Genomic DNA, 22,063 nt, shown 5'->3' with positions numbered 1-22,063 from the left:
CGCTGTTGTTCAGGGCGTGTGCAAAGGCCACCGGGTACTCCCCTCCGCGAATGTCCCCCGCCTTCGGCCTCCTCCTTTATTTCGCTGCGCAAGGCACCCCGTCGGCGGGTGCGCGCCCCGAAGGCAATTACTTCGCCTTGCCCGGATCCTTCACACCCTTGATCACATCGAACTCGACGTTATAGAGCTGCCCGTCCTTCTTCTCGACCTTGCGCAAGTACACGTCCTGCACGATGTCGCGCGTCTGCGCATCGATGTACACCGGGCCGCGCGGGCTCTCGAAGATCTGGCCCTTCATGGCGGCGAGCAGCGCGTCGCCGCCGCCCTGCCCCTTGGTGGCCTTCAGGGCTTCATAGATCACGCGCATGCCGTCATAGCCGCCCACGGCCATGAAGTTGGGGCGCAGTTTCGGGTTGGCCTTCTGGAAAGCCTCGACAAACTTCTTGTTGGCAGGCGAAGGATGCGCCGCCGAGTAGTGGTGCGAAGTGACCACGCCCAGCGCGCCGTCGCCCATGTCGTTGAGTTGGTCGTCATCGGTCACGTCGCCGGTGGCAATCATGCGGATGCCGGCCTTGTCCATGCCGCGCTCGAGAAATTGCTTCATTACCGCCGCACCGGCGCCCGAAGGCACAAACACGAACAGCGCGTCGGGCTTGAGGTCGCGCACCTTCTGCAGGAACGGCGCGAAGTCGGGGTTGCGCAGCGGCACGCGCAGCTTCTCGACCACCTTGCCGCCGTTGAGCTGGAAGCGCTCGGTAAAGAACTTCTCGGCGTCGTTGCCCGGGCCGTAGTCGGCCACCAGCGTAACGACCGACTTCACGCCGTTCTTGGGTGCCCAGTCGCCCATGGCAACCGACACCTGCGGCAGCGTGAAGCTGCTGCGCACGATGTAGGGAGACGCTTCGGTAATGCTCGAGGTGGCAGCGGCCATCACGACCTGCGGCGTTTTCGACTGGGTGGCCAGCGGCGCTGCGGCCAGCGCGGCAGGCGTGACGCCGAAGCCCGCGATCACGTTCACCTTGTCGTTGACGATCAGTTCCTGCGCCAGGCGCTTGGTCACGTCCGGCGTGGCGACGTCGTCCTTGACGATCAACTCGATCTTCTTGCCCGCAACGGTGTCGCCGTTCTGCGCCATGTACAGCCGGGCGGCCGCTTCGATCTGCCGGCCTGTGGAGGCCTGCTGCCCGGTCATGGGCAGGATGAGGCCGATCTTGAACTTGTTGTTGTCTTGTGCGCTGGCAAGCGACATGGAAAGCGCAAGCGCCGTGAGGCCTGCGGACTGGATGAGTTGGCGTCTTTGCATGAAGTTTTCCTTGAAGGACGGATGCGGATACCGGACTATTTTTCAACACTTTGCAACATGCGGCGGAGCAGGCAATCACCTACTCCGCCTAAGACGCGGGGCTTTGTTGCGCGATGAACAAATGAACTGCGCGATCATCGCGCAGGAGCTTTTCAGCCTTCGGGCCGGTACGCGGAATCGAGTGTGATCGTGCCCACGGCACGCGAAACGCAGGCGCAGATGCGAGTGGCGGCCTGCTTCTCATGCTCGCTCAGGAACACGTCGCGGTGGTCGACCTCGCCGTCGACGGCAAGCACGTCCATGGCGCACAGGCCGCACTCGCCGCGCTTGCAGTCCCACAGCGTTTCCACGCCGGCGGCATCCAGCGCCTCGAGCAGGGTGCAGTCGGCCGGCACGGTAATCGCCAGGTCGTGCCGCGGAATGCGCACCCTGAAGGCCTGCGTTGCGAGCCGCCCGCTGCTGCCGAAGGTTTCGAAGCGCAGGTCCGCCGGGGCACGGCCCGCAGCTTGCCAGGCGCGCTTGACGGCTTCGAGCATGGGCACCGGGCCGCAGGCGTAGAGCTGGCCGCCCTGCGGCAACGCGGCAATGGCTGCCGCAAAGTCGATGGGAGCCGCACCTTCGTGTGCAGCAACGTCGTCGCCCAGTGCCGCGCGCAGCCGCTCGAGATAGGCCAATTCGCCCGCGTTGCGCGCGCCATAGAGCATCTTTACGGGCACGTTGCTGCGCCTTGCGTGCTCGCCCAGGCGCTCGGCCATCAGCACCAGCGGCGTAATGCCGATGCCGCCAGCCACGAGCAGGTAGCCCGGCGCGCGGGTGTCCAGGGGAAAGTGATTTTGCGGAGCGCTCACCTGCAGCCGGTCGCCCACGGCCAGGCGCCACATTGCGAGCGAGCCGCCACGGCCATCGTCAAGCCGCTTGACGGAAATGCGCCAGCACTGGCCGTCGCCTTCGCCGACCAGCGAGTACGAGCGCGTCTGCAGCTTGCCCTGCGCCGTCATTACCTGCACCTGCAGGTGCGAACCGGGATCGTAGGCGGCCGCAAAGCCTGGCTCCGGGCGAAGTTCGAATTCGCGCACGGTGGGCGTGACGTCGCGCAGCGCAACAACCTGCGCCTGCATCCATTGAAGATCGCTTTTCATCGGAACACCAACAACAAGATGAGGAAGGAAGAAAGAGACGGCTGCTCAGCCACGCCGGCGGATCAACTGCACGCCGGGCAGCGAGCGCCGCTCGGCGCCGGGCGTGCCGTGCAGCGCCTCGCGCAGGTTGCGGCGCGCAATGCGGCTGTGCTCGCGCATCAGCGCCTCGGCGCGCGAGCCCTCGCCGGCTTCGATGGCATCGAGCACCTGCACGTGCTGGTCTTGCGCAATGACGAGCATGTCGCGCGCGGCGGGCGAATTGGCCTGCACCACGACAAAGCCCGAAGGCGATGCGAACGGCAGGTTGATCACGCGGTCGAGCTGCTGCGCAATGACCGGGCTCGCCGCCATTTCGCACAGCAGTGCATGGAACTTCTCGTTGTGCGTGACGTAGCGCGAAAAAGCCGCGTCGTCGAGCGCGGGTTCGCGCAGCAGTTCGTCGATGCGTGCCAGGCATGCGCGCGCCTCTCCAAGTACCACCGGCGCCGCGCCACGCTCGGCTGCGAGCCGTGCCACCAGGCCTTCAAGCGTGCCGCGCAGCTCGATGGCGTCGGCCACGTCGCGCTCGGAAAAAGTACGCACCGCATAGCCGCCGTTGGGTAGCGCTTCCAGCAGGCCCTCCTGCTCCAGCCGCATGAGCGCGCTGCGCACCGGCGTGCGCGAAACGCCGAGCTGCTCGGAGATGGCCACTTCTGCAATGCGCGCACCGCCGGGCAGTTCACCGGCCAGGATCATTTCGCGCAGGCGCAGCTGCGCCTTCACGGCCTGCGAGCTACCGCCGTCGCCAGCTTCGATGGAGGAAATGGGGGAGATGGCAGCCGGCTTCATGCGGCCTGCTTGTCGACGGGGCGGATCGGAATGGCGGCGCGCGCGGGCTTTTCCTTCTCGATCATCCGGTCGATCAGGCGGCGCGCCCACATCGAGCCGGCGTCGATGTTCAGGTTGTAGAACTGGTGATCCGGCCGCTCGTCCATGGCTTTTTGCTGCGCCTCCAGCACGATTTCGTCCTCGCGGAAGATGCTGGCAACGCCCTCGCGCAGTTCGTGCGTCAGGCGCTGTTCGCCCAGGCAGTAGTTGCGCGCAAAGGCCCAGAAGTAGAGACAGGTCTTGTCCGTCTCGGGTGTGATGGTGTTCAGCACATAGCCGTTCACGCCCCTGCTGCGGTCGCCTGGGTTGCCCTCCGTGGGCACCGCGCCGCTGCCCGCCTCAGCCACACCCACGTCGATGTTCACGGTGCAAGGCCCTTCGAAGCGAATGATCTGCCAGCGGTCGACCTTGCCGATGTAGCCGCGCGCGTGGCGAATCTGGCTGCCCCAGAACGGCGGCGGGTCGATGTTTTCCATCCAGCGCGTCACGGTGGCCGAGCGGTCGCCATGCGTGGCAACGAAGGGGGCCTCGGCCACTTCGCGGTTGCCGATGGAAGAGCCGTGCACGAAGGTCTCGTGCGTCAGGTCCATCAGGTTGTCGACCACGAGGCGGTAGTCGCAGGCCACGCGAATCATCTTGCCGTCACCGGCCCAGGCACGGTCGTCGTTCCAGTGCATGTCGGGCACGAGCGCCGGGTCGGCCTTGGCCGGATCGCCGGGCCAGATCCAGACGAAGCGGTGCTTCTCCACCACCGGAAAGCTGCGCACGCAGGCCGAGGGATTCAGCGTTTCCTGGCTTGGCATGTGGGTGCAGCGGCCCTGGCTGTTGTAGACCAGGCCGTGGTAACCGCACACCACCTCGTCGCCTTCGAGCTTGCCAAGCGACAGCGGCATCAGCCGGTGCCAGCAGGCGTCTTCGAGCGCGGCAACCTGCCCGTCGGTGCGGCGGAACAGCACCAGCTTTTCATTGCAGATGGTGCGCGGCAGCAGCGCATGGCGCACTTCGACGTCGTATGCGGCGGCATACCAGGCGTTCAGTGGGAAAGTGGTCGTGGGCGTTTTCATGAATACCCAATGTATACAGAAATCAGAAAATTTCCACTGAATGTGACTAAATTCAGGGTAAACACCAAGTTCGATGTATACAGACGCATAAGTTTCCAAGGCGATACGATGCTTGATTCGTTTACAGCCACGACGGAGATATTCAATGTCCCAGCACGCCGCCCTGCCTGCCCGCTACGACCACGTCGGCAGTTTTCTGCGTCCCAAATACCTGCTCGAAGCACGCGAGCAAAACGCCAAGGGCGAGATCACGCCCGAGCAATTGCGCAAGGTCGAAGACAAGGCCATCACCGAGATCGTCAAGTTCCAGGAAGACATCGGCCTGAAGAGCATCACCGACGGCGAGTTCCGCCGCACGTATTTCCATATCGACTTTCTCGACCAGCTCGGCGGCGTGAAGACCGACATTCCGGTCACCATCCGCAAGCCCGACGGCACCGAAGAACTCGCGCCGCCCGCCATGCGGGTGATCGACAAGGTACGCCACGTCAAGGACATCCAGCTGGCCGACTTCCAGTACCTGAAGAGCCAGGTGTCCGCTGGCCGCACGCCGAAGGTGACGATTCCCTCGCCGACCATGCTGCACTTCCGGGGTGGGCGCGCGGGCATCAGCAAGGACGCGTATCCAGAGCTGGACCCGGTGTTCTACGACGACGTGGCCAAGGCCTATGGCGACGAGCTGCGCTCGCTGGCCGCGGCCGGCTGCACCTACGTGCAGATGGACGACACCAACCTGGCGTACCTGTGCGACGAGCACATGCGCGAAGCGGCCCGCAAGCGCGGCGACGATCCGAACGAACTGCCGCACCGCTACGCCGCCTTCATCAACAAGGTGGTGGCACAAAAGCCGCCGGGCATGCTGCTGGCCATGCACCTGTGCCGCGGCAACTTCAAGAGCACGCATGCCGCGGCCGGCAACTACGAGCCCGTGGCCGAGGCACTCCTGAAGGAGATGGACCTGGACGCCTACTTCATGGAATACGACGACGCCCGCTCGGGCGACTTCAAGCCGCTGCGCTACCTGCCCAAGGGCAAGACCGTGGTGCTGGGCCTCGTAACCACCAAGTTCGGCGAGATGGAAGACAAGGACGAACTCAAGCGCCGCATCGAGGACGCCGCCAAGTACGCGCCGCTGGAGCAGCTCGCGCTGTCGCCGCAGTGCGGCTTCTCGAGCACCGTGCACGGCAACAACATTGCGGTGGAAGCGCAGCGCAGCAAGCTGCGCCTGGTGGTCGAAACGGCACAAGAGGTGTGGGGCTCGACCTGAACCGGCATTTCTGGTGAAGTCGGGGGCATGACAAAGATCGCCACAAAAATCTACTCAGGCCCCCTCAGCATGTTCGGCGCGAAGGTGCAGATCGCCGCGCTCGAAAAAGGCATCGACTTCGAACTGGTGATGGTGCCGTTCACCAAGGACGATGCCTACGAGCCCAAGCACCCCGAGGTGCTGTGCGTCAACCCCGTCAAGCAGCAGGTGCCGGTGCTCGTCGACGACCAGGTCGGGCTGTTCGACTCGACGCAAATCTTCGAATACCTCGAAGACCGCTATCCGGGCCCGGCGCACCTCGCGCTGTGGCCCCAGGGCATTGCCGACCGGGCCCGCGCGCGGCAGCTCGAGCAGAAGTCGGACGAGGTGTTCTTTCCCCACGTGATCCGGCTCTTCGGCCTGCAGCACGACATGCAAAGCGCGCCGGCCGTCGCAGCCTGCGCCGCCTGCGCGCGCTACTACGACGAGATGGAAGGGCTGCTGGCCACGCGCGAGCACCTTGCCGGGCCCTATTCCTTTGCCGACATCGCCTTCTACATGGCCTGCATCTTTGCCGATCGCAAGGGGGCCCGCATGACCGGCGCAACGCCGCGGCTCCTGGCCTGGCGCAGCCGCATTGGCGAGCGGCCCGCGGTGCGAACAGTGGTCGAGCCGATGATGCGCTTTCTCGCATCCGAGGGGCGCGACGTGGCCTCGTTCCTGATGCCACGCTGATTGCCGGCGGCAGCACCCGGTCCTCAGGCATCATTGCCGCATGCCGAACACGAGCTTCGACTGGCTGCCTTCACCGTCGCAGCATTTTCTTGTCGTCACCTTCGCGCTGCTGGTCTACATACTGACCACCCGCGCGCGCCGCGAACAGCGCGCGCCCACCACCGCCATTGCCTGGGTCATGGGGCTGGTGCTCATGCCCTACGCCATCCTGCCGATCTACCTGCTGTTCGGCCAGCGCAAGCTGCGGCCGGCGGGTTCGCCGCGGCCACCGCGCTCTGTGCCGCCGGGGCACTGGGCGGCGGACCTGATCGAGAGTTTCGGCCTCGCCCCGCCCGGCCGCTGCGCAATCCGCCTGCATGCCGACGGCGAAGCCGCGCGCGAGGCGCTGTGGCAGGTGATCGACGGCGCGCGCGAGCGCATCGACGTGTGCACCTTCATCATCGGCGACGACGCGCTGGGCCGCGCCGTGATCGAGCGGCTGGCACAGCGCGCACGCGAAGGCATCAAGGTGCGCGTGCTGCTCGACGGCTTTGGCGCGCTGACCCTGCCCCGCCGCCACTTCGAAGTGCTGCGCTCGGCAGGCGGCGAGGTTGCGGTGTTCCGCCCCTTCTTCAGCCTGCGCCGCATCGGCCCGCGCAACCTGCGCAACCACCGCAAGTTCACCATTGCCGACGACGGCTGGCTGTGGTCGGGCGGGCGCAACCTGGCCGGCGAATACTTCACCGGCAACGAGAGGCACCCCCAGGCCTGGCACGATCTTTCGTTCGACCTGCGCGGCAGCGTGGCCGCGGCGGCGGCGCGGCAGTTCGACCACGACTGGAGCTCGGTGCGCGGCCGCAAGGCACGCGCCATCACGGCTGAAGACGTGGAAGAAGGCCCGGGCTGCGCCATGGCGCAGTTCCTGCCGAGCGGCCCCGACCAGACCGAAGACACCGCCCACGCGCTGCTGATCGATGCGTGCTTTCGGGCCGAGCACCGCGTGCTTGCCATCACGCCCTACTTCGTGCCCGGCGACGGGCTGCGCGATGCGCTGCGGCTGGCCGCGCGGCGCGGCGTGCAAGTCACCATCGCAATGCCGGCGCAGTCGAATCACCGCTTGGCGGATTTCGTGCGCGCACGCGCCATGCGGGACCTGGCCCGTGCGGGCGTGAGCTTTCGCATGCTGCCCTTCATGGCGCATGCCAAGGCCGTGGTGGTCGACAACGAACTGGCCATGTGCGGATCGATCAACCTCGACCTGCGCAGCCTGCTGCTCAACCACGAGGCAGCCGTGGTGTTCTACGGCCCGGATGAAATCGACTGGCTGGCAGAGTGGATTGAAACCACGGCCTCGGCCGGCGAGCCTTACCGCGCGCGGCGCCCGGGCCTCTTGCGCGACGTGGCCGAGGGGCTGCTGCTTACCGTCGCTTTCCAGTTGTAGCGGCGGCGGGCGTTGCGGCCTTCGCTTCTTTCGCGACGGCATCGAGGCCGGCGAAAACATAGCGCATCAGGTCGTCCGCCAGGCCTTCGGCGTTCTTCAGCGCCGGCAGCACTTCGTTGCGCAAGTCCTTCGGGGCGACCGTCATCACTATGCAGGGCAGCACCACGAAAAGCATCGCCCGCTGCACCGAGGGGTGATCGTCGGGCAGGCCCATGATGCCGCCGATCAAGCCGCGAAGCAGCTTGGCCTTGGGAAGCACCGCCTGTCGCACCATGACTGGCAAGGCCGGTGAAGGCGACAGCGCCTCGCGCAGCACCACCCGGAAACCCCAGGGCGCCTTGGGCTGGCTGCCCATCTCGACCAGGTGCGTGAGAAAAGTGCGCAGCTTGAGACGCGGGTCTGTCGGCACGCTCGCCAGGCTGACCAGCTCGTCCATGCTCACGAGCTGGCGGTGGGCTTCGATGAGCACGGCTTCGTACAGCCCGTCCCTGCTGCCGAAGTGGTAATTGACGGCTGCCATGTTGGTGCCGGCGCGCGTGCAGATCTCTTTGCTGGTGCTTTCGGCAAAGCCGCGCTCCGCAAACAACTGGCCGGCTGTCTCGAGGATGTGCAGGCGCGTGGTGTTGCCGTCGGTGCGCGAAGTGCGCGCCGCAATCTGGCGCGGAGCGGGAGAACGGGTGCTGGAAGAGCGGGAAGCCATGGCCCTAGGTTAATCGAATTGAAAAATTACTTCAAATTCAAATTTCAATTTGATAATATGCAGCGAGTCCAGTTTTGAAAACTGCCGGGACCGCTCATGAACAAGAAACCTCTCATTGCCCTTGGTCTCGTGGCGCTTGCTGCCGCGGCGGGTGGCTGGTGGTACGCCCATCGCTCGACAGCGCCATCGGACACGCTCGTGCTGTACGGCAATGTCGATGTGCGCCAGGTCTCGCTGGCCTTCAACGCGAATGAGCGCGTGGCGGAACTCGCCGTGCGCGAAGGCGACCATGTGCGCGCCGGCCAGGTGCTCGGCAGGCTGGACACCCGCTCGCTCGTGCTGCGCGTGGCGCAATCGCAAGCGCGCATCGGCGTGCAGGAGCAGGCGCTGCTTCGCCTGAAGACGGGAAGCCGCCCCGAAGAACTGGCACAGGCCGGCGCGCAGGTAGCGGCCGCGCAGGCCGATGCCGACCTTGCCCTGCAGCAGCTCGCGCGCCTGCAGGCCATCGGCCAGACCACGGCCGGCCGCGCCGTGAGCCAGCAAGACCTCGACAGCGCACAGGCCCGCCGCAAGGTGGCGCTGGCGCAGCTGGACAACGCGCGCAAGGCGCAGCAGCTGGCGGTGGCGGGCCCGCGCAAGGAAGACATCGCGCAGGCGCAGGCGCAGCTCGAATCGGCGCGCGCCGACCTCGCGCTCATGAACCACCAGCTGGCCGAGGCCGAGCTCAAATCGCCCATCGACGCGGTAGTGCGCGCCCGCCTGCTGGAGCCCGGCGACATGGCCTCGCCACAACGCCCGGCCTTCACGCTGGCAATTACCGATCCCAAGTGGGTGCGCGCCTATGTGGCCGAGCCCGACCTCGGCCGCGTGCGCGCCGGGCAGCAGGCGAGCGTGACCACCGACAGCCATCCCGACGAGCCGGTTGCAGGCAAAGTGGGCTACATCTCCTCGGTGGCCGAATTCACGCCCAAGACGGTGCAGACCGAAGAACTGCGCAGCAGCCTTGTGTATGAGATTCGCGTGATGGTCGACGACAAGGAAGACCGGCTGCGCCTCGGCATGCCGGCCACGGTGCGGCTGCAGCTGACCTCGGACGCCAGGCCGTGATGACGGAGCAAGACCGCATGCTCGGAGGGACGTTGAATGCTGCGCGCTGAGCCGGCCGTCAGCGGACGCTCGCTGCACAAGCGCTTTGTGGTCAAGGCGTCGAAGACAGCCGTGCACGCACTCAACGACGTGTCGCTCGAAATTCCCGCCGGCACGCTCACCGCCCTCGTCGGGCCCGACGGCGCGGGCAAGACAACGCTGCTGCGGCTCATGGCGGGCCTGATGCGTGCCGACGAAGGCGAATTGCGCGTGCTGGGCATCGATGTATCCGCCAACCCGCAAGCGGTGCAGGACCGCATCAGCTACATGCCGCAGCGCTTCGGCCTTTACGAAGACCTGAGCGTGCAGGAGAACCTCGACCTTTACGCCGACCTGCACGGCGTGCCGGCGGCCAAGCGGCGCGAACGCTACGCGCGGCTGATGGAAATGACCGACCTCGGCCGCTTTACCGACCGGCCCGCGGGCAAGCTCTCGGGCGGCATGAAGCAGAAGCTCGGCCTGGCCTGCACGCTGGTGCGCTCGCCCGACCTGCTGCTGCTCGACGAGCCCACCGTGGGCGTCGACCCGCTCTCGCGGCGCGAGCTCTGGCAGATCGTGCAGCAGCTGGTCGATGAAGAGCGACTCTCGGTGATCGTGAGCACCGCCTACCTCGACGAGGCCGAGCGCTGCAGCCATGTGTTCGTGCTGCGCGAAGGCAAGCTGATTGCACAGGGTACGCCGGCCGAGATCCGCAGCCGCGCAGAGGGCCTGTGCTTTGTTGCCGAACCTCCGCAGGGCGAGGCGCCGCGCCTGATGCAGGCCCGCCTGCTCGATGCGCAGCAAGACATCGTCGATGCCGTTCCGCATGGCGGCGAGGTGCGCTTCATCCACCGGCCCGGCACCGGCGACGCGGCGCTTGTGGCGCTCCTGGCAGGCGCCCACGCCGAGCCCGTGCCGGCCCGGCTCGAAGACGGCTTCATGATGCTGCTGCGCACGCAGCAGGCTCCTGCCCCCGACATCGGGCAATCGGCGGCAACCGGCGTCCTTGCACCGCCCGCGGGCGAGCCCGGCGAAGTGGTCATCGAAGTGAAAGACCTGGTGCGCCGCTTCGGTGACTTCGTGGCCGTGGCAAGCACCAGCTTCTCTGTGCGGCGCGGCGAAATCTTCGGCCTACTTGGCCCCAACGGCGCGGGCAAGACCACCACCTTTCGCATGCTGTGCGGCCTGCTGCCCGCAAGCGGCGGCCAGCTGCGCGTGGCCGGCGTCGACCTGCGCCATGCGCGCGCACAGGCCCGGCAGCGCATCGGCTATGTGTCGCAAAAATTTGCGCTCTACGGCAACCTCACGGTGCGCGAAAACCTTTCATTCTTTGGCGGTGCCTACGGCCTGCGCGGGCAGAAACTGCAGGAGCGCATGACCACCGTGCTGCGGCAGTTCAACCTCGAAGGCGAAATCGATGCGCCCAGCGGGCAGCTGCCTGGCGGCTACAAGCAGCGCCTGGCCATGGCGACCGGCCTGCTTCATGAGCCCGAGATACTTTTTCTCGATGAACCCACCAGTGGCGCCGACCCGTTGGCGCGCCGCGAGTTCTGGCGCCGCATTACCGCGCTGGCCGAGGGTGGCACCACCATCGTCATCACCACCCATTTCATGGAAGAGGCGGAGTATTGCGACCGCATCGTGATCCAGGACGCGGGCAAGGTGCTCGCCATTGGCACGCCGCTCGAAGTTCGGGCGCAGGCGCTGGGCAGTGGCGAACGCGGCAAGCGCATCGATATGGAACAGGCCTTTATCGGCATCGTCGAGCAGGCCCGGCGGGAAGAGCACCAGGGCCGGAAGCAGAAGAACAGCGAAAAGGTGGCGGCATGAGCGGTTTCAGCGGCTTTCGCACGCGCCTGATCTCGCTCACGCGCAAGGAGTTTCGCCAGTTGCTGCGCGACCGCAGCAACCTGGCCATCGGCATCCTGCTGCCGATGGTGCTCATCCTGATCTTCGGCTACGGCATGTCGCTCGATGTGAAGAACGCACCTGTGGGCGTGGTGCTCGAGGACGCCTCGCCCACGGCGCATGAAGCCATTGCCGGGCTGCAGCTTTCACCCACCATCGCGCCCGTTCTGCTCGGCTCCATGCACGACGCCGAGGCGTTGATGCGCGAGCGCAAGATCGACGGCATCGTGCGCGTGCCAGCCGATTTTTCGCGCTCGCTGGCTGCGGGCAATGCGCGAGTACAAGTCATCGTGCACGGTGCCGACGCGGGGCGCGCGAGCATCATCCTCGCGTACGTGAACGGCGCACTCGGCCAGTCGGCCGTGCGCCAGCGCGACCGCGGCGGCGGCACGGCGGGTGCTGCTCCAGCCGCCGCAGGCCGCGTCACGGTCGAGCAGCGCATGTGGTTCAACACCGCAAACACCAGCACGTGGTACCTGGTACCCGGGCTCATCGTGCTCATCATGACGCTCGTCGGCGCGTTTCTCACCGCCCTGGTCATGGCACGCGAATGGGAGCGCGGCACGCTCGAGGCGCTGTTCGTCACGCCGGTGCGGCCGATCGAAATACTGCTGGCCAAGATCATTCCGTACTTTGCGGTCGGCATGCTCGGCCTGGCGCTGTGCCTGCTGGCCGCGCGCTTCCTGTTCGCGGTGCCGATGGTCGGCTCGCTCTTCGTGGTGGTGCTCAGTTCCATGCTCTACCTGATCGTGGCGGTAAGCCTGGGCCTGGTGATCTCGTCCGTTACGCGCAACCAGTTTCTCGCGAGCCAGGTGGCGCTGATCGCGACCTTCATGCCCTCGATGATGCTGTCGGGCTTTCTGTTCGACCTGCGCAACGTGCCCGCCGCAGTGCGCGCCATCGGCCATGTACTGCCGGCAACCTACTTCATGGACCTCATCAAGACGCTCTTCCTCGCGGGCGACGTCTGGCCGCTGATCTGGCGCAACTGCGCAATCCTTGCCGCCTACGCGGTGGGGTTGCTGCTGCTTGCCCGCGCCGTGACGCGCAAGAGCCTCGACTGAAGAACGGCCCACCATGACCGACTTTCTGATGCGCATTGCCAATCTCTGCCGAAAAGAGCTTCTCGCCATCCTCAAGGACCCGGCAAGCCGCGTGATCCTGTTCGTTCCGGCAATCATGCAAAGCCTCATCTTCGGGTACGGCGCCACGTACGATCTTTCGAACGTGCCCTATGCCCTGCTCGACCAGAGCCGCACGGGTGCGTCGGCCGAGCTGATCGCGCACCTCGACAGCACCGGCGTTTTTCATCGCGTGGCCACGCTGCGTACGCAGACCGACATCCGCGAGGTGATCGACACCGAGAAAGCGCTGCTGGTGATCCAGATTGCGCCCAACTTCGAGCAGCAGCTCAGCGCCGGCCGGCCCGCGGCCATTCAGCTGATTCTGGATGCGCGCAACTCCAACACGGCGGGCTCGGCGGCCGGCTATGTGAGCTCGGTGGTCGAACGCTACAACGCCGAGCTGCGCGCACGGGCCGGCGCACCCGGGGCGGCGCTCACCATCGAGTCGCGCGCATGGTTCAACCCGAACCTCGAGACGCGATGGAACCTGCTGCCCGGCCTGATTGCCGCGCTCAGCATGCTGCAGACGCTGCTGCTCACCGCGCTTTCGGTGGCACGCGAGCGCGAGCAAGGCACCTTCGACCAGTTGCTGGTCACGCCGATGTCGCCGATCGAAATCATGATTGGCAAGGCGATGCCGCCGGTGCTGGTCGGCCTCGCGCAGTCGACGCTGATCTTGCTGGTGGCGCGGTTCTGGTTCGGCATTCCGATGGCGGGCTCGCTGGCCACGCTCTACATCGGTCTGGTCTTCTTCACCGTGGCCAGCGTGGGCATCGGCCTTTCGATCTCGGCCGTGTCGGCCAACATGCAGCAGGCCATGCTCTACACCTTCGTGCTGCTGATGCCGATGATGCTGCTGTCCGGCCTGACCACGCCGGTGCGCAACATGCCGCACGCGCTGCAGATCATCACCATGGCCAACCCGCTGCGCTTTGCAATCGACCTGGTGCAGCGTGTGTACCTCGAAGGCGTGGGCCTCGCCACGGTGTGGCACAACCTGATTCCGCTTTCGGTCATCGCCCTTGTCACGCTGCCATTGGCGGCCTGGCTTTTTCGCCATCGCCTGGCCTGAACCCCGGGAGCTTCGCATGCCTGCATCACGCACCCTCTTGCCTTGTTTCTCGCTCGCACTTGTTCTTGCTGGTTGCGCCGTGGGGCCCGACCACCGGCCTGCCGAGCCGCAGGTGCCCGGCGATTGGTCCGCATGGCACGGCGGTTCTCCGGCACTCCTCGGCGCCGAGCGGAACGCCGCAACAACCGCCGTGGCCTCCACCGACTGGAACGCCTTCAACGACGCGTTGCTCGACCGGTTGCAGGCACGTGCGCTCGCGGCCAACCACGACCTGCAGACCTCTTCCCTGCGCTTTGCGCAAAGCCGTGTCCAGCGCACCGCTGCAGCGGCGCAACAAGGCCCGCAGGTCAACGCCAGTGGCGGTGTCAGCCGGCAGCGGCAAAGCGAAAGCGGCGCAGCCACGCGAATGATCGATGCGCTGGGCTCGTCGATGGCCAACCGCGACCATCTGATCCGCACCTTGAGCGAGCCCTACAACCTTTACCAGGCGGGCTTCGACGCGTCCTGGGAGATCGACCTGTGGGGCCGCGTGCGGCGCAGCATCGAGGCCGCGGATGCAGACACTGGCGCATCGGCGGCGCTGCTGCGCCAGGTACAGCTCAGCGTGCAAGCCGAGGTGGCGCGCAACTACTTCGAGTTGCGCGGTGTGCAGCGCGAACTGCGCCTGGCGCGCGCCGACATTGCAGCCGCGGCCGAATCGCTCGAACTGGTGCAGGCGCGCGCCAATGGCGGCCTGGTCACCGACCTCGACCCGACGCGGCAACGCACGCAGCTGGCCGAACTGAAGGCCCGCCTTCCGATGCTGCTGCAGCAAGAGGCACAAGCCATGAACCAGATCACCCTCTTGACGGGTGCGCCGCCCGGTAGCCTGAATGCCGAACTCGCAGTGCCTGAGGCCGGCCGCACAACCGGGGAAACAAAGGAGCTAGAGGCACTGCAGGCGCCTCAGCTCCCCGAACTTGCGCTGGGCCTGCCCTCCGAGCTGGCCAGGCGCCGGCCCGACATTGCCGCAGCGGAGGCGCAATTGCATGCCGCCACCGCGCGCATCGGGGTTGCCGTGGCAGATCTCTATCCGCGCGTGACGCTGGGCGCGGGCTTCGGCTTCGAATCGGTAGGTAGCGAACGTTTTGGCGACTGGGGCAGCCGCCAGTGGCATGTGGGCCCTTCGATCAGCCTGCCTATCTTCGACAACGGCCGGCGCCGGAGCGCGGTCACCTTGCGCGAACTGCAGCAGCAGGAAGCAGCCGTGGCCTTCCAGCAGACCGTGCTCAAGGCGTGGCACGAAATCGATTCCGCGCTGAGCGCCTATGCCGCGGAACGCCAGCGCCAAGCCGAGCTTGCAGAGCGCGAGCGCCACAGCCGCGATGCGCTCACGCTGGCGCACGCGCGCTATGCCAACGGGCTGACGGATTTCGGTGTCGAGCTGGACGCCCGGCGCACGCTGCTGCAGGCGCGGCGAGACCAGGCGCAAAGCATGAGCCGCCTGGCGGTCAGCCTCGTGGCGGTCTACAAGGCACTTGGCGGCAGTGCGCCAACGCCGATGAGCGCGCCGGGCTAGAAGGTATTGGTGAAGCTCGCGTTGCCCAGGCCGGTGCCGATGGTCAGCACGCCCCAGTGGCAAACATCGCGCATGAAAGGCAGTTCGCTCAGCCCCTGCACCACCGCGTCGTTGTGCATCAGGATGAGCGTGGGCCCTGAGCCGATCATCGGCATGCGGCGCCACAGCGCGCTGGGCAGGTGAAACGCGCGGCTTTCCCAGTCGCCTGGCAGGTTCTGCGTTCCGCGTTCGATCGATCCGTCCTTGCGGATCAGGCCCGGGCAGGCAATGCCGATGAAAGGCGCCAGGCTGATGTCCTTGCGCTCGCAGTAGCGAACCATGTCCTCGAGCATGAGCGCAATGCGCTCCACCATGTCGGTACGGTTGGGGCCGTCGTCCGCGTGCCGCCACTTCTCCCTTCGCACCACCCTGGCCATCGACAGGTCGCGCGCCTTGCTCCGGCGCGTTTTCACAATGCCGCAGCGCACATTGGTGCCGCCAATGTCCACCGCCAGAATGGCGTCATGCTTCTTCAGCATGGCCGGCGGCGTCAGGTGCACCCAGCCGATCAGGCCGCCGTCGTCGACGTCGTGCGACAGACGGCCGAGTTGAACGTGCAGGCCCATGTCCTGGATGATTGCAGCAGTTTGCAGAATGGCGCGCTCGCCCACGTCGCTTTCAATGAAGCCGCCGCCCACCACGATGCGCTCCACCTTCTTCCATGAGGGCTGCCGTGTGAACCGCTGGATCACGAAGGCCAGCTCTTCGGCAAACTCCTCGATGGCGCCGTGCATCAGGTCGCCGGCGGCCGACGTGTTTTGCAGCACGCGGTCGAGCTGCTTCTTGCTGAGGTCGCGGGAGTGTTCCTTGCCCAGCGGGTCGATGCCGGTCTTGCGGCGGCGCTTGCGCCAGCGCTCGAGCAGTTCCCTGAAGGCTGTCTGGCTGGCCTGGTCGCCCACAAAGCCGTCCTTGTCGCGCAGTTGCAGGCTGTAGCCCTCCACCCGCAGCCCCGGGAGTTCGCGCAGGCCGTGAACGTCAGGGCCGGGCAAGAGATGGGTTTTCTTGTTCATGGAAACCACTATGGATGAGTTCGCCTCGGCAACGCATCGGTAGCCCGCACCAAGGTTTGTAGGAGATTGGCGGGTGCACCCGGCGCCTTTTCGATGTCTATACACTGGCCCCCGATGCACCTGCCCCACCGCATCTTGCGCACCGCCCTGTTGTTGCTCACCCTTGCCTGGCTCTGCGCCGCCGCATCGGCGCAGCCCGGCGAAGGCACGCTGCGCGTCGGCTCCAAGCGCTTCACCGAGTCGTACATCCTGGCCGAGCTGCTGGCGCAGACGGCGGCACCGCACACCGCATCGCCGCCCGTCGTGCGGCAGGGCTTGGGCAACACCGCAATCGTCTACGAGGCACTGCGCTCGGGTGCCATCGACGTGTATGCCGAGTACACCGGCACCATCGCGCTCGAAATACTCAAGGGCTCGCCAACCGAAACGCGCGAGGCCATGAATGCGGCACTGGCGCCGCTGGGCCTTGGCGTGGCCGTTCCGCTGGGGTTCAACGACGGCTATGCGCTGGCGGTGCGCGCAGACGACGCAGAGCGGCTGGGCCTGCGCACGCTGAGCGACCTGGCGGGCCACCCCGAACTCAAGCTTGGGCTGTCGAACGAGTTCATCGGCCGCGCCGACGGGTGGAAGGGCCTTGCCGCGCGCTACGGCTTTACGCAGACACCGACCGGCCTCGACCATGGCCTGGCCTACGAAGCGGTGGCCGCGAAGCAGATCGACGCGATCGACATCTACACCACCGACGCCAAGATCGACCACCTCGGCCTGCGGGTGCTCGAAGACGACAAGAAGTACTTTCCGCGCTACGACGCGGTGCTGCTGTACCGGCTGGACCTGCCAGCCCGGCTACCGAAAGCCTGGGCTGCGCTGCAAGCGCTCGAAGGCCGCATCGACGAGCGCGCGATGATTGCAATGAACGCCCGCGCCGAGCTGCAAAGCGTGCCCTTCGATGCGATTGCACGCGACTTTCTGTCCGGCACCGGCAACAGCGGCAAGGCCCAGCCGAAAGAGGTCAGGCGTGGTTTCACCGCCAAGCTGTTCGGCCCCGATCTGTGGCAGCTCACGCGGCAGCATCTGGTGCTGGTGGCGGTGTCGGTGGGTGTTGCGATTCTGATTGGCGTGCCGCTCGCGATCCTTGTGTTCTCGCATGTACGGCTGCGGGCAGCGGTGCTCGGTGTTGCCAGCATTTTGCAGACCGTGCCATCCCTGGCCTTGCTGGCCGTGCTCATCTCGCTGCTGGGCGCCATTGGTGCGCTGCCGGCATTGATTGCGCTCACGCTCTATTCGCTGCTGCCGATCATGCGCAACACGGTAACGGGCCTTGCCGAAGTGCCGAACGGCCTGCGCATGGCAGGCACCGCCCTTGGCATGACACCGCCGCAGAGCCTGCGGCTGGTGCTGCTGCCGCTTGCCTTGCCCACGCTGCTGGCGGGCATTCGAACGGCAACGGCCATTGCGATTGGCACCGCAACCATCGCGGCGTTCATCGGCGCGGGCGGTTTTGGCGAACGCATCGTGACCGGCCTTGCGCTCAACGACCGCGAACTGCTTTTGGCGGGCGCGCTGCCGGCTGCGGCGCTGGCGCTGCTGAGCGAGGGGATCTTCGAACTCGTGGAAATGATGATGCGCCGGCGGCGCCGGGCTCCGCCGCTTTCGCCTCTGCCTTGAGGCATTCGCGCAGCAGTTCGGCACCTGCACCGAGTGTTTTGTCGGCACGGTGGCAAAAGTGGCACTGCTGGCTTGTCGCGCCTTCAGGGCCGATGCGGCTCACCGGCAGTTGCACCAGGGTTCCCGCGGCCAGGTCGCCCGCCACCAGCCATGAAGGCATCTTTCCCCATCCCAGGCCGGCGCGCAGCAGCGCGAGCTTGATGTACATGTCGGTCACGCGCCAGGTCGAAGGCGAGAGCACGTCGATGTCGTAGCCCTGAGTGAGTGTGCTCGGGTCTTCCACCACGATTTGCACGTGCTCCGCCGCGGCGGCGTCCAGGTCTTTGGCGCCGCGGCGCGCCGCGTGGACTGCCAGCGCGTGCGAGGGCGCTGCAACGGCCAGCGTATGCAGCGGCATCAAGAATTCGCGGCTGATTTTTTCGTCGGCATGGCCGAAGGCTGCAATGGCCAGGTCGCACCGATCCGAACTCAGTGCGTCGATCGTGCCGCCCATGGAGCTGTACTCCACGCGGACCGCAATGCTCGGGTAGACCGCGTGCATGCCGCGCAGGGCACTTGCCAGAAGGTCGGGCGGAAAAAGCGTGTCGACTGCCACGGCCAGCCCGAGCTCTACGCCTTGCTCGAGCCCCTGCGCACGCGAGCGCAGAGCCTCGACCTTCGACAGGATGACCCTCACGTCGCCCAGCAGCGCCTTGCCCGTGGGCGTGAGCACCGGCTTGTGGCCGGAGCGGTCGAAGAGCCGCACCTGCAACTGCTCTTCGAGATTGGCAATGGCATGGCTCACCGCAGACTGCACACGGTGCAGCCGAGCGGCGCCCGCACGAAAACTTCCGGCGTCCGCCACGGCGACGAACATCTGCATCTGGCTGAGCGTGAGGATGTCCAGCATGATCTTCTCAATCGATTGACTTGGCCGATATTATTCGCTTTCATTGATCATGCAATCGCCGCAAAGTAGCGGCATGCAGAAGCAATTCGAAATGGCCGGCGCACCACCCGCCGCCCCTCTCCACCCTTCTCCGACTTCGTCTTCAACGCACTGGCGCGGCGTGGCGCTGGTGGTGGCCGCCGGCGTGGTGGCTTCCCTTCAGGTCGGCAAGGTCGCCATTGCGGTGCCGGAGCTGCGCGCCGATTTCGGGCTCGACCTCTCGATGGTCGGTTGGCTGATGGCAATGTTCTCGCTGCTGGGCGTGGCCGGCGCGGTGCCGGTTGGCGCGTGGGTCGCACGTGCCGGCGACCGGCGCCTGGTGGTTGCGGGGCTGCTGGCCATTGCCGCGGGGAGCACGGCGGGTGCGCTGGCAGGCGGCGTTGCAGTGCTGCTGGCCGGTCGCATCGTCGAGGGCCTGGGTTTTGTGCTGATCACCATTGCCGGTCCGTCGGTGCTGCAACGCATGGTTTCGCCCGGCGGCAAAGACCTGGCCTTTGCAATCTGGAGTTGCTTCATGCCGACGGGCATTGCAATAGCGCTGTTCAGCGGGTCGCTTCTCGATGGATGGCGCGGCTTCTGGCTGGGCAATGCCGCGCTTGCAGCCCTGCTCGCGTTGTTGCTGCTGCTTGGCGTTCCGCGTAGCGTCGGCGGCAGTGCCGCGCCGGTGTCATGGCACAGCATGGCGCGTGATGCAGCCGACACCGCAAAGGCGGGTGCTCCTGCGTTGATCGCGGCCTCGTTCGTCATCTACAGCCTGCAGTTCTTCGCGCTCTTCAGCTTTCTGCCGGTGCTGTTGATCGAGCGCATGGGCGTGGACATGGCCGCAGCCGGGTCGCTGAGCGCGGTGGCCTGCTGCGTCAACGTGGCGGGCAATCTTGTGGCTGGCGTGCTGTTGAAGCGCGGCGTTGCGCGCTGGCTGCTGGCGGCTGTTGCCAGTGCATCGATGGGCCTATCGGCCATCGGCATATTCCTGCCGGTGCTCGGCGCTGTGCCGGCCTTCTTGCTGTGCCTGGTTTTTTCAGGCGCTGGCGGCCTGCTTCCGGCAACGCTGATCGGCACCTCGCCCATCGTGGCACCCAGCGCGCGGCTGGTGCCGATATCGATGGGCCTTCTCATGCTGGGCAGCAATCTCGGCCAGATGATCGGCCCGTTGATCGTGGGCGGTGCGGTGGATTTGCTGGGCTGGCCTGCGGCAGCCGTTATCGTTGCCGTGGCGGGAGCAATGGGGGTGCTGCTTGCACTGGGCCTGCGGCGCTCGATGGCACGCCGCGGCCACCCGCTTTGAAGGCGGGTGGCCTGGAGAACATCAAGCCAGCGTGTAGGCCGTCTTCACGGTGGTGAAGAACTCTTGCGCGTACTTGCCCTGCTCGCGCGGGCCGTAGCTCGAGCCCTTGCGGCCGCCGAACGGCACGTGGTAATCAACCCCTGCCGTCGGCAGGTTCACCATCACCATGCCGGCCTGGCTGTGGCGCTTGAAGTGCGTGGCGTACTTCAGGCTCGTGGTTGCAATGCCTGCAGAGAGGCCAAACTCCGTGTCGTTGGCCGTGGCCAGCGCTTCTTCGTAGTTCTTCACACGAATCACGCTCGCCACCGGGCCAAAGATTTCTTCCTTGTTGATGCGCATGGCGGCAGCCGTTTCGCTGAAGAGCGCCGGCGACATGTAGTAGCCGTCGGTCTCCAGCTTGAGCAGCTCGCCGCCCGCAGCCAGCGTTGCGCCTTCGCCCTTGCCGATGGCCACGTATTCCATGTCCTGGTCGAGTTGCGACTTGGACGAGACGGGGCCGATGTCGGTGCCCTGCGCCAGCGCATCGCCCACCTTGATCTTGGCCATGCGGGCCTTCATCGCATCGATGAACTTGGGGTAGATGCCTTCGGTGACGATCAGGCGGCTGGAGGCCGTGCAGCGCTGGCCGGTGGAATAGAACGCGCTTTGCACGCTCAGTTCCACGGCCTGGGCAAGGTCGGCGTCATCCAGGATGACCTGCGGGTTCTTGCCGCCCATCTCCAACTGCACCTTCTTGTGGTTGGTCACGCACTGGACGGCGATGTTGCGGCCCACGCCCACCGAGCCGGTGAAGCTGATGGCATGGATGCCGGGGTGGTTGACCAGCGCATTCCCGATCACGCTGCCGCGGCCCATCACCAGGTTGAACACCCCGGCCGGAATGCCCGAGCGGCTGATGATTTCGGCCAGCGCCCAGGCGCAGCCGGGCACCAGGTCGGCGGGCTTCAGGACCACGCAGTTGCCAAAGGCCAGCGCGGGTGCGATCTTCCAGGCCGGAATGGCAATGGGGAAGTTCCAGGGCGTGATGAGGCCGACCACGCCGACCGGCTCGCGCGTGATTTCGACACCGATGTTGGGGCGCACCGAGGGCACGATCTCGCCCGAGAGGCGCAGGCATTCGCCGGCGAAGAACTTGAAGATATGGCCGGCGCGGGTGGCTTCGCCGATGCCTTCGGCGCGGGTCTTGCCTTCTTCGCGCGCAAGCAGGGTGCCGAGTTCTTCCTTGCGGGCAAGGATTTCGGTGCCGATCTTGTCGAGCGCATCGGAGCGTGCCTGGATGCCGCCGGTCGCCCAGGCGGGGAAGGCAGCGGTGGCAGCAGCCACGGCATCGTCGACGTGCGAGGCATCACCCTGCGTGTACTGGCCCAGCACGTCGGCCAGGTTGCTCGGGTTGAGGTTGGGGCTGTAGCTTGCGCCGGCACGCCATTCGCCGCCAATCAGGTTGTCGAAGTTTTGCATGAGTGTTCCTTGCTGCTCGATGGAAAGAAAGAAGCCGGATCACTGGGTGTCCGGCTGCGGAAATGGAAACGCGAGACTAAACGTTCAACGAACCAGGCATGGTTTTTTATTGTCGAAAGTCCATCCCGGGATCAGGTATTGCATGGCCTGCGCATCGTTGCGAGCACCCAGCCCGTGCTTCAGGTAGAGCTGGTGCGCCTTCTCGACTTCGTCCATGTCGAGCTCGATGCCCAGCCCGCCGCGGGTCGGCACCTTCACGAAGCCGCCTTCGATCTGCAGCGGCGCCTTGGTCAGGTGCTGGCCGTCCTGCCAGATCCAATGCGTGTCGATGGCCGTGACCTTGCCCGGTGCTGCCGCCGCCACATGCGTGAACATGGCGAGCGACACGTCGAAGTGGTTGTTCGAATGCGAGCC

General features: G+C 66.1%; 18 protein-coding genes and 1 pseudogene. 10 read left to right on the top strand and 9 right to left on the bottom strand.

The window, feature by feature from the left end; genetic code table 11:
* Positions 1-127: 127 nt before the first annotated feature.
* From J2X67_RS11475 to J2X67_RS11460, 4 genes are all read right to left on the bottom strand, one after another.
* Positions 128-1,303: an ABC transporter substrate-binding protein gene (locus J2X67_RS11475; protein ID WP_309953120.1), complete on the bottom strand. Its 1,176-nt coding sequence runs from the start codon at positions 1,301-1,303 to the stop codon at positions 128-130.
* A gap of 152 nt (positions 1,304-1,455) precedes the next feature.
* On the bottom strand, positions 1,456-2,442 hold the full coding sequence (locus J2X67_RS11470; protein WP_309953117.1) for a PDR/VanB family oxidoreductase: 987 nt from the start codon (positions 2,440-2,442) through the stop codon (positions 1,456-1,458).
* Between the two features lie 45 nt (positions 2,443-2,487).
* Positions 2,488-3,270, bottom strand: coding sequence for a GntR family transcriptional regulator (locus J2X67_RS11465; protein WP_309953115.1), 783 nt, complete (start codon positions 3,268-3,270; stop codon positions 2,488-2,490).
* Positions 3,267-4,373 (bottom strand): aromatic ring-hydroxylating dioxygenase subunit alpha, encoded by a 1,107-nt coding sequence (locus J2X67_RS11460; RefSeq protein ID WP_309953114.1) that lies wholly within the window; start codon positions 4,371-4,373, stop codon positions 3,267-3,269. Before J2X67_RS11460 ends, J2X67_RS11465 begins: the two co-directional genes overlap by 4 nt.
* 145 nt (positions 4,374-4,518) lie before the next feature.
* Between J2X67_RS11460 and J2X67_RS11455 the strand changes: the two genes are divergently transcribed.
* From J2X67_RS11455 to J2X67_RS11445, 3 genes are read left to right on the top strand one after another with little or no spacing between them, the layout of a single operon-like run.
* Entirely contained in the window at positions 4,519-5,640 is a 1,122-nt protein-coding gene (locus tag J2X67_RS11455) for a 5-methyltetrahydropteroyltriglutamate--homocysteine S-methyltransferase (RefSeq protein WP_309953112.1), read from the top strand.
* A gap of 36 nt (positions 5,641-5,676) precedes the next feature.
* Positions 5,677-6,354 carry a glutathione S-transferase family protein gene (locus J2X67_RS11450; protein ID WP_309953663.1) on the top strand — a complete coding sequence of 226 codons (678 nt, stop codon included), beginning with the start codon at positions 5,677-5,679 and terminating at the stop codon, positions 6,352-6,354.
* 40 nt (positions 6,355-6,394) lie between these two features.
* On the top strand, positions 6,395-7,774 hold the full coding sequence (locus J2X67_RS11445) for a phospholipase D-like domain-containing protein (RefSeq protein WP_309953110.1): 1,380 nt from the start codon (positions 6,395-6,397) through the stop codon (positions 7,772-7,774).
* Here the strand turns inward: J2X67_RS11445 and J2X67_RS11440 are convergent.
* Entirely contained in the window at positions 7,752-8,474 is a 723-nt protein-coding gene (locus J2X67_RS11440) for a CerR family C-terminal domain-containing protein (protein ID WP_309953108.1), read from the bottom strand. The genes J2X67_RS11445 and J2X67_RS11440 overlap by 23 nt on opposite strands.
* Positions 8,475-8,570: 96 nt before the next feature.
* Between J2X67_RS11440 and J2X67_RS11435 the strand changes: the two genes are divergently transcribed.
* Genes J2X67_RS11435 through J2X67_RS11415 form a run of 5 tightly spaced genes read left to right on the top strand, consistent with a single transcriptional unit; the run spans position 8,571 to position 15,261 of the window.
* Positions 8,571-9,581 carry an HlyD family efflux transporter periplasmic adaptor subunit gene (locus tag J2X67_RS11435; protein WP_309953106.1) on the top strand — a complete coding sequence of 337 codons (1,011 nt, stop codon included), beginning with the start codon at positions 8,571-8,573 and terminating at the stop codon, positions 9,579-9,581.
* Positions 9,582-9,617: 36 nt separating this feature from the next.
* The gene (locus J2X67_RS11430) at positions 9,618-11,429 is read left to right on the top strand and encodes an ATP-binding cassette domain-containing protein (protein WP_309953105.1); all 1,812 of its coding nucleotides are present in this window, start codon (positions 9,618-9,620) and stop codon (positions 11,427-11,429) included.
* Positions 11,426-12,571 carry an ABC transporter permease gene (locus J2X67_RS11425; RefSeq protein WP_309953104.1) on the top strand — a complete coding sequence of 382 codons (1,146 nt, stop codon included), beginning with the start codon at positions 11,426-11,428 and terminating at the stop codon, positions 12,569-12,571. The genes J2X67_RS11430 and J2X67_RS11425 overlap by 4 nt, the downstream gene beginning before the upstream one ends.
* Before the next feature lie 13 nt (positions 12,572-12,584).
* Positions 12,585-13,703, top strand: a complete 1,119-nt coding sequence (locus tag J2X67_RS11420) for an ABC transporter permease (RefSeq protein WP_309953102.1) — start codon at positions 12,585-12,587, stop codon at positions 13,701-13,703.
* A gap of 16 nt (positions 13,704-13,719) precedes the next feature.
* Complete coding sequence (locus J2X67_RS11415; protein WP_309953101.1) at positions 13,720-15,261, top strand: efflux transporter outer membrane subunit; 1,542 nt, start codon at positions 13,720-13,722, stop codon at positions 15,259-15,261.
* On the opposite strand, the gene J2X67_RS11410 is transcribed toward J2X67_RS11415, so the two are convergent.
* Entirely contained in the window at positions 15,258-16,310 is a 1,053-nt protein-coding gene (locus tag J2X67_RS11410; protein WP_309953099.1) for an ROK family protein, read from the bottom strand. The two genes, J2X67_RS11415 and J2X67_RS11410, sit on opposite strands and share 4 nt — an antisense overlap.
* Positions 16,311-16,424: 114 nt before the next feature.
* Between J2X67_RS11410 and J2X67_RS11405 the strand changes: the two genes are divergently transcribed.
* Positions 16,425-17,978, top strand: coding sequence for a glycine betaine ABC transporter substrate-binding protein (locus tag J2X67_RS11405; protein ID WP_309953098.1), 1,554 nt, complete (start codon positions 16,425-16,427; stop codon positions 17,976-17,978).
* Here J2X67_RS11405 and J2X67_RS11400 read toward each other — a convergent pair.
* Positions 17,959-18,867: pseudogene (locus tag J2X67_RS11400) on the bottom strand (LysR family transcriptional regulator); the annotation flags it as partial. The gene J2X67_RS11405 and the pseudogene J2X67_RS11400 sit on opposite strands and share 20 nt — an antisense overlap.
* Positions 18,868-18,940: 73 nt before the next feature.
* On the opposite strand from J2X67_RS11400, the gene J2X67_RS11395 reads away from it, so the two are divergent.
* Positions 18,941-20,191: an MFS transporter gene (locus tag J2X67_RS11395; RefSeq protein WP_309953095.1), complete on the top strand. Its 1,251-nt coding sequence runs from the start codon at positions 18,941-18,943 to the stop codon at positions 20,189-20,191.
* Between the two features lie 21 nt (positions 20,192-20,212).
* On the opposite strand, the gene J2X67_RS11390 is transcribed toward J2X67_RS11395, so the two are convergent.
* Entirely contained in the window at positions 20,213-21,649 is a 1,437-nt protein-coding gene (locus J2X67_RS11390) for an aldehyde dehydrogenase family protein (RefSeq protein WP_309953094.1), read from the bottom strand.
* A gap of 84 nt (positions 21,650-21,733) precedes the next feature.
* A partial coding sequence (locus J2X67_RS11385; RefSeq protein WP_309953092.1) for an enolase C-terminal domain-like protein occupies positions 21,734-22,063 on the bottom strand: 330 nt, incomplete at its 5' end.

This window comes from Variovorax sp. 3319 (assembly GCF_031456585.1).
Lineage (GTDB): Bacteria > Pseudomonadota > Gammaproteobacteria > Burkholderiales > Burkholderiaceae_C > Variovorax > Variovorax paradoxus_P.
This window is presented reverse-complemented; position numbering and strand designations above follow the sequence as displayed.